Annotated in this window: 5 protein-coding genes; all 5 read right to left on the bottom strand. The window is 70.8% G+C overall.

Going from position 1 to position 5,760, the window contains the following annotated elements:
• Positions 1 to 33 precede the first annotated feature (33 nt).
• Positions 34 to 219 carry a hypothetical protein gene (locus G5C65_RS29895; RefSeq protein ID WP_165302174.1) on the bottom strand — a complete coding sequence of 62 codons (186 nt, stop codon included), beginning with the start codon at positions 217 to 219 and terminating at the stop codon, positions 34 to 36.
• A gap of 156 nt (positions 220 to 375) precedes the next feature.
• Entirely contained in the window at positions 376 to 1,311 is a 936-nt protein-coding gene (locus tag G5C65_RS29890; protein ID WP_165302173.1) for an alpha/beta fold hydrolase, read from the bottom strand.
• Positions 1,308 to 1,778, bottom strand: coding sequence for a phage holin family protein (locus tag G5C65_RS29885; RefSeq protein ID WP_165302172.1), 471 nt, complete (start codon positions 1,776 to 1,778; stop codon positions 1,308 to 1,310). The genes G5C65_RS29890 and G5C65_RS29885 overlap by 4 nt, the downstream gene beginning before the upstream one ends.
• A gap of 77 nt (positions 1,779 to 1,855) precedes the next feature.
• Entirely contained in the window at positions 1,856 to 3,226 is a 1,371-nt protein-coding gene (nhaA, locus tag G5C65_RS29880) for a Na+/H+ antiporter NhaA (RefSeq protein ID WP_165302175.1), read from the bottom strand.
• A 274-nt stretch (positions 3,227 to 3,500) separates the two neighbouring features.
• A complete protein-coding gene (gene acs, locus G5C65_RS29875) occupies positions 3,501 to 5,468 on the bottom strand; it encodes an acetate--CoA ligase (RefSeq protein WP_165302171.1) in 1,968 nt (655 codons plus the stop codon).
• Between the last annotated feature and the right edge of the window lie 292 nt (positions 5,469 to 5,760).

The raw sequence follows: 5,760 nt of genomic DNA, 5'->3' as shown, positions 1-5,760 counted from the left end.
GTCACGGGGCGGGGCCGCGCGACGCGCCCGCGGTCAGCCGCGCGGGTGCCGCAGACGGGCGCCGAACCAGCGCGCCCGGCGGCGCAGAAGCCTCGGGATGCCCAGCTCCGGGTGCTGATTCGGCAGCCGGGCCGCGAGGCGCGCGGAGCCCTGCCCGCGCGGATCCCCCAGCTGGCTGCGATTGCGTGCCACGTCACGGAAGTCGTGCGTCCAGCCCATACACCGGTCCCTGCCCCTGCCTCAAGGTCAGTAATCGCTCCGGACTCGCTCAATCGGCCTATGCGGTGGGCATGTGTTCGGTTCCGTTGCCCAGGGCTGCGACGGGGCGTGCGACGGCGTACGGCCGGGTGAACAGACGGGGCGTACGGGGGTCCGTCAGCGGTCCGGTTCGGGGTCGCTCAGCCAGTGGACGAGCTCCGTCGTGAAGGCGTCCGGGTCCTCCTCGTGCGGCCAGTGCCCCAGCCCGTCGAACAGCCGCCAGCGGTACGGTGCCTCGACGTACTGGCCCGAGCCCGCGGCGCTGCGCGTACGCATCACCGGATCGAGCGAGCCGTGCAGATGCAGCGTCGGCACTCGTACGGGGCGTTTCATGCGCCGGTAGAACTGCACGCCGTCCGGCCGCGCCATCGAGCGCACCATCCAGCGGTACGGCTCGATCGAGCAGTGCGCGGTCGAGGGGATGCACATGGCGCGCCGGTAGATCTCGACGGCGGTGTCCTCCGCCGGACCGGTGAGCTTGGGCCCGGCCCACTGTCTGACCAGCCGTCCGACCAGGGCGCCCCCGTCGGCCACGAGCTGGCGTTCGGGCACCCAGGGCCGTTGGAAGCCCACGATGTACGAGCCTGCCGCCGTCTGCCGCACGTCGCCCAGCATCGCGGCCCGCCAGCGGCGCGGATGCGGCATGGAGCAGACCGCCAGCCGCCGGATGAGCTTGGGCCGCATCACCGCGGCCGTCCACGCCAGATAGCCGCCCAGGTCGTGGCCGACCAGCGCCGCGTCCGGCTCGCCGAGGGAGCGGATGACGCCCGTGACGTCGAGCGCCAGGTTCGCCGGGTCGTAGCCCCGGGGGGTGCGGTCGCTGCCGCCCACGCCGCGCAGGTCCATCGCGACCGCGCGGTAGCCCGCGCCGGCCAGCGCGGGCAGCTGGTGCCGCCAGGACCACCAGAACTGCGGAAAGCCGTGCAGCAGGAGGACCAGCGGGCCTTCGCCCATCTCGGCGATGTGGAACCGCGCACCGTTCGCGGCCACATCCCGGTGCGTCCAGGGGCCTTCGGCGCGGATCACTGCCGCCGGGCTGTCAGCGAGAGTCATACCGTCGAGCGTGGCACAGCCTCGACCGCGGGGCGCTCCGTCGCACCGTCCTCCAGCTCGCGCGGGTGCGGCTTGACCTTCGACAACACGGCCGCGCTCTCCTTCGCCGAGGCGATGGACTTCTGGGCGCCCTCGCTCTTCTTGATCTTCTTGAACTTCAGGGCCGCCCATCCCACCAGCGCCACCGCCAGCAGGACGTAGGCGCCGCCGACGATCAGGAACGACCACGCCAGCCCCAGCCCCAGGTTGTGGATGCCGTAGGCCGCCGCGAAGCTCAGCACGGGGAGCGAGAACAGCAGCAGCACCCCGGCCGCGATGGCGGCGCCGCTGCCCAGCAGCCCCCGCTTGACGTCCTGGCGGAGCTCGGCCTTGGCCAGTGCGATCTCGTCGTGCACCAGCGCGGACATCTCGGCGGTCGCCGAGGCGACCAACTGTCCGATGCTCTGCCCTTCGTCGGCTGCGCTCATCGCTCACTCCCTGTGGTGTTCCCGCGCCCTCGGCGCTCTTGTACCGGCGATCTGTCCCGGTTGCCCGGCAGGTCAGATCATGCCGGACCATCCTCGGTCACGTCCCGGCCGGAGGCCACTTCGGCGAGCCTGCGGTGCTCGGCGGCCTTCGCCTCGTAGATGGCGGCCATCCGCAGGTGGTAGTCGGGCTGGTCCAGCTCGTAGATGTCGGGGATGCCGTCGCCGTCCTCGTCGCGGTTCTCGTCGTCCAGCAGCGAACGGTATTTCTTCGCCCGCATCTTCAGTACGACGCCCGCCAGGACGGCCGCCAGCAGCGACCCCATCAGCACCGCCGCCTTGGCCTCCTCGGTGAGCAGCGGGCTGTCCTTGAAGGCGAGCTCGCTGATGAGGAGCGAGACGGTGAAGCCGATTCCGGAGAGCGCGGCGATGGCCAGGACGTCCGCCCAGGCGAGGTCCCGGTTCAGCTCCGCCTTGGTGAAGCGCGCCGCGGCCCAGGCGCCCCCGAACACGCCGAGCGTCTTGCCCGCCAGCAGGCCGAACACCACACCCAGCGTCTCCGGTTTGGTGAACACATCGGAGAGCGCCTGCCCGGAGACCCCCACTCCGGCGGCGAAGAGCGCGAACACCGGCACCGCCAGCCCCGCCGAGAGGGGGCGCACCCGGTGCTCGATGTGCTCGGCCGGAGAGTGCTCCTCGCCCTCCCGGACGGAGCAGCGCAGCATCAGCCCCATGGCGACGCCCGCGACCGTCGCGTGTACCCCGCTGGCGTGCATCAGCGCCCAGACGACGAGGGCGAGCGGGACGTACACGTACCAGCCGCGCACTCCCTTGCGGTGCAGGAACCAGAACACCGCCAGGCCGACGACGGAGCCGACGAGCGGGCCGAAGCTGATGCCGGAGGAGTAGAAGATGGCGATGATGATGATCGCGCCGAGGTCGTCCACCACGGCGAGCGTCAGCAGGAACGCGCGCAGCGCGGACGGCAGCCCGGTGCCCAGCACCGCCAGCACGCCCAGCGCGAACGCGATGTCCGTGGCCATCGGGATGGCCCAGCCCTGCATGTCCCCGTCACCGCCCAGCGCGAAGGCGACGTAGACCAGAGCGGGCACGACCATGCCGCACAGCGCCGAGACGATGGGCAGCGCCGCCGCCCTGGGGTCCCGCAGCTCGCCGGCGACCAACTCGCGCTTCAGCTCGATGCCGGCCACGAAGAAGAAGACGGTGAGCAGCCCGTCCTTGGCCCAGTCGGCGATCGAGAGGTCCAGATGGAGTGACTCGGGGCCGAGGTGGAAGTCCTTGACGTCCTCGTAGAAGTCGCTCAGTCCGGTGTTGGCGAGCAGCAGCGCCGCGATCGCGGCGACCAGCAGCAGCATGCCGCCGACGGTCTCGGTGCGCAGCGCGTCGGAGAGGAAGTTCCGCTCGCCGAGCGGGAGCCGCCCGAACAGCACGGTGCGGCGGGCATCGTCATGGCGGTCGTCATGGCTGCTGTGGTGGCTGCTGTCATGGCTGTCGTCACGGCCGGTGTCGGGCTTCGGCGCGGTCACGTGCGGGGACCTCCAGGCATGGCGGCGGACAATAGCGTGCTGCGTGCCGACCAGACTTCCCGGCGCTCCATTTTTTCCACGCTCTTTACGCGGTGCCCCTCAACCCTAACCAATACGCAGGAGGGGCACCCCGTCACGTTGACCGGGGTGCCCCTCCTCACAGGCTGTAGCGGCGGGCTCAGTCCTCGCCGGACGCGTCCGGCAGCTTCTGCTGGATCAGGTCCATCACGGAGGAGTCGGTGAGAGTGGTCACATCCCCGAGCGTGCGGTTCTCCGCCACGTCCCGGAGCAGCCGACGCATGATCTTCCCGGAGCGGGTCTTGGGCAGCTCCGCCACCGGCAGGATCCGCTTGGGCTTGGCGATCGGGCCGAGCTGCCTGGCCACGTGCTCGCGCAGCTCGTCGACCAGGCCCTCCTCCTCGGCGGCGGTGCCGCGCAGGATGACGAAGGCGCAGATGGCCTGGGTTGTCTGCGGGTCGGTCGCGCCGACGACCGCCGCCTCGGCGACCTTGGAGTGCGACACCAGCGCGGACTCGACCTCGGTGGTGGAGATGTTGTGCCCGGAGACGAGCATGACGTCGTCCACCCGGCCGAGCAGCCAGATGTCCCCGTCGTCGTCCCTCTTGGCGCCGTCCCCGGCGAAGTACTTCCCTTCGAACCGCGACCAGTAGGTGTCCTTGTAGCGCTGGTCGTCGCCCCAGATGGTGCGCAGCATGGACGGCCACGGCTCGGTGAGCACCAGATAGCCGCCGGAGCCGTCCGGCACCTCCCTCGCCTCGTCGTCCACGACGGTCGCGCTGATGCCCGGCAGCGGCACCTGGGCGGAGCCCGGCTTGGTCTCGGTGACCCCCGGGAGCGGGCTGATCATCATGCCGCCGGTCTCGGTCTGCCACCAGGTGTCCACGACGGGCGTGCGGTCGCCGCCGATGTGGTGGCGGTACCAGACCCATGCCTCCGGGTTGATGGGCTCCCCGACGGAGCCGAGGATGCGCAGCGAGGACAGGTCGTACTTGGCGGGGATGTCGTCGCCCCACTTCATGCACGCGCGGATGGCGGTCGGCGCGGTGTAGAGGATGGTGACGCCGTACTTCTGCACGATCTCCCACCAGCGGCCCTTGTGCGGCGAGTCGGGCGTGCCCTCGTAGAGCACCTCGGTGGCGCCGTTGGCGAGCGGGCCGTAGACGATGTACGAGTGCCCGGTGACCCAGCCGACGTCCGCGGTGCACCAGAAGACGTCGCTCTCCGGCTTGAGGTCGAAGACGGCGCTGTGGGTGTAGGAGACCTGGGTGAGGTAGCCGCCCGTGGTGTGCAGGATGCCCTTCGGCTTGCCCGTCGTACCGGAGGTGTAGAGGATGAACAGCGGGTGCTCGGCGTCGAAGTCCCGAGGGGTGTGCTCCTCGGACTGCCGGTCGACCACGTCGTGCCACCACACGTCGCGGCCCTCGGTCCAGTCGATGTCGTCCTGACCGGTGCGCCGCACGACCAGCACGTTGCGCACCTTGTCGGTGCCCGGACGGGTGAGCGCCTCGTCGACGGCGGGCTTGAGCGCGGAGGCGCCGCCCTTGCGGTAGCCGCCGTCGGCGGTGATGACCACCCGCGCGTCGGCGTCCTCGATCCTGGTGGCGAGCGCGTCGGCGGAGAAGCCGCCGAAGACCACGGAGTGCGGAGCGCCGATCCGGGCGCACGCCAGCATCGCCACGACCGTCTCGGGGATCATCGGCATATAGACGGCCACCCGGTCGCCGGCCTGGACGCCCAGCTCCGTCAGCGCGTTGGCCGCCTTGGAGACCTCCCGCTGGAGGTCGGCGTAGGTCAGCGCGCGGGTGTCCCCCGGCTCGCCCTCGAAGTGCAGCGCGACGCGGTCCCCGAGGCCCGCCTCGACATGCCGGTCCACGCAGTTGTAGGCGACGTTCAGTCTGCCGTCCTTGAACCACGTGGCGAAGGGCGGGTTCGACCAGTCGAGCGTCTCGGTCGGCTCGGTGCCCCAGCTCAGTCGGCGCGCCTGCTCGGCCCAGAAGCCCAGCCGGTCGGCCTTCGCCTGCTCGTACGCCGCCTTCTTGACATTGGCGTGCGCAGCCAGGTCGGCGGGCGGGGCGAACCTCCGCTCCTCCGTCAACAGATTGGAGAGGGAAGGACTCTCGTTCATAGCGGCTCCCGCACTGAGCTAGTGGTGTAGACCATTTCAGTAGTTCGCATGCTGGGTGATCGCGTCGCGCTGGTCAACCCTCCCGATCCTGGCACCTCGTGCCCGGCGGGTACAGCGTCATTCGCGGAACCAGGCGTGTTCGGTCAACCGGGCGCCCACCTGCCGTCATCCGCCGTCATCCGCGGACGGACCGGCGGTGGGGCATCGCGCCCGTCGAGGCGCGACGCGGCACGCCGCGCACTCTGCTGCGCGGCGTGCGGGCATGCGCGAGACGAGAGCGAGGTGGGAGGGG

This window comes from Streptomyces boncukensis (genome assembly GCF_011045075.1).
Lineage (GTDB): Bacteria > Actinomycetota > Actinomycetes > Streptomycetales > Streptomycetaceae > Streptomyces > Streptomyces boncukensis.
This window is presented reverse-complemented; position numbering and strand designations above follow the sequence as displayed.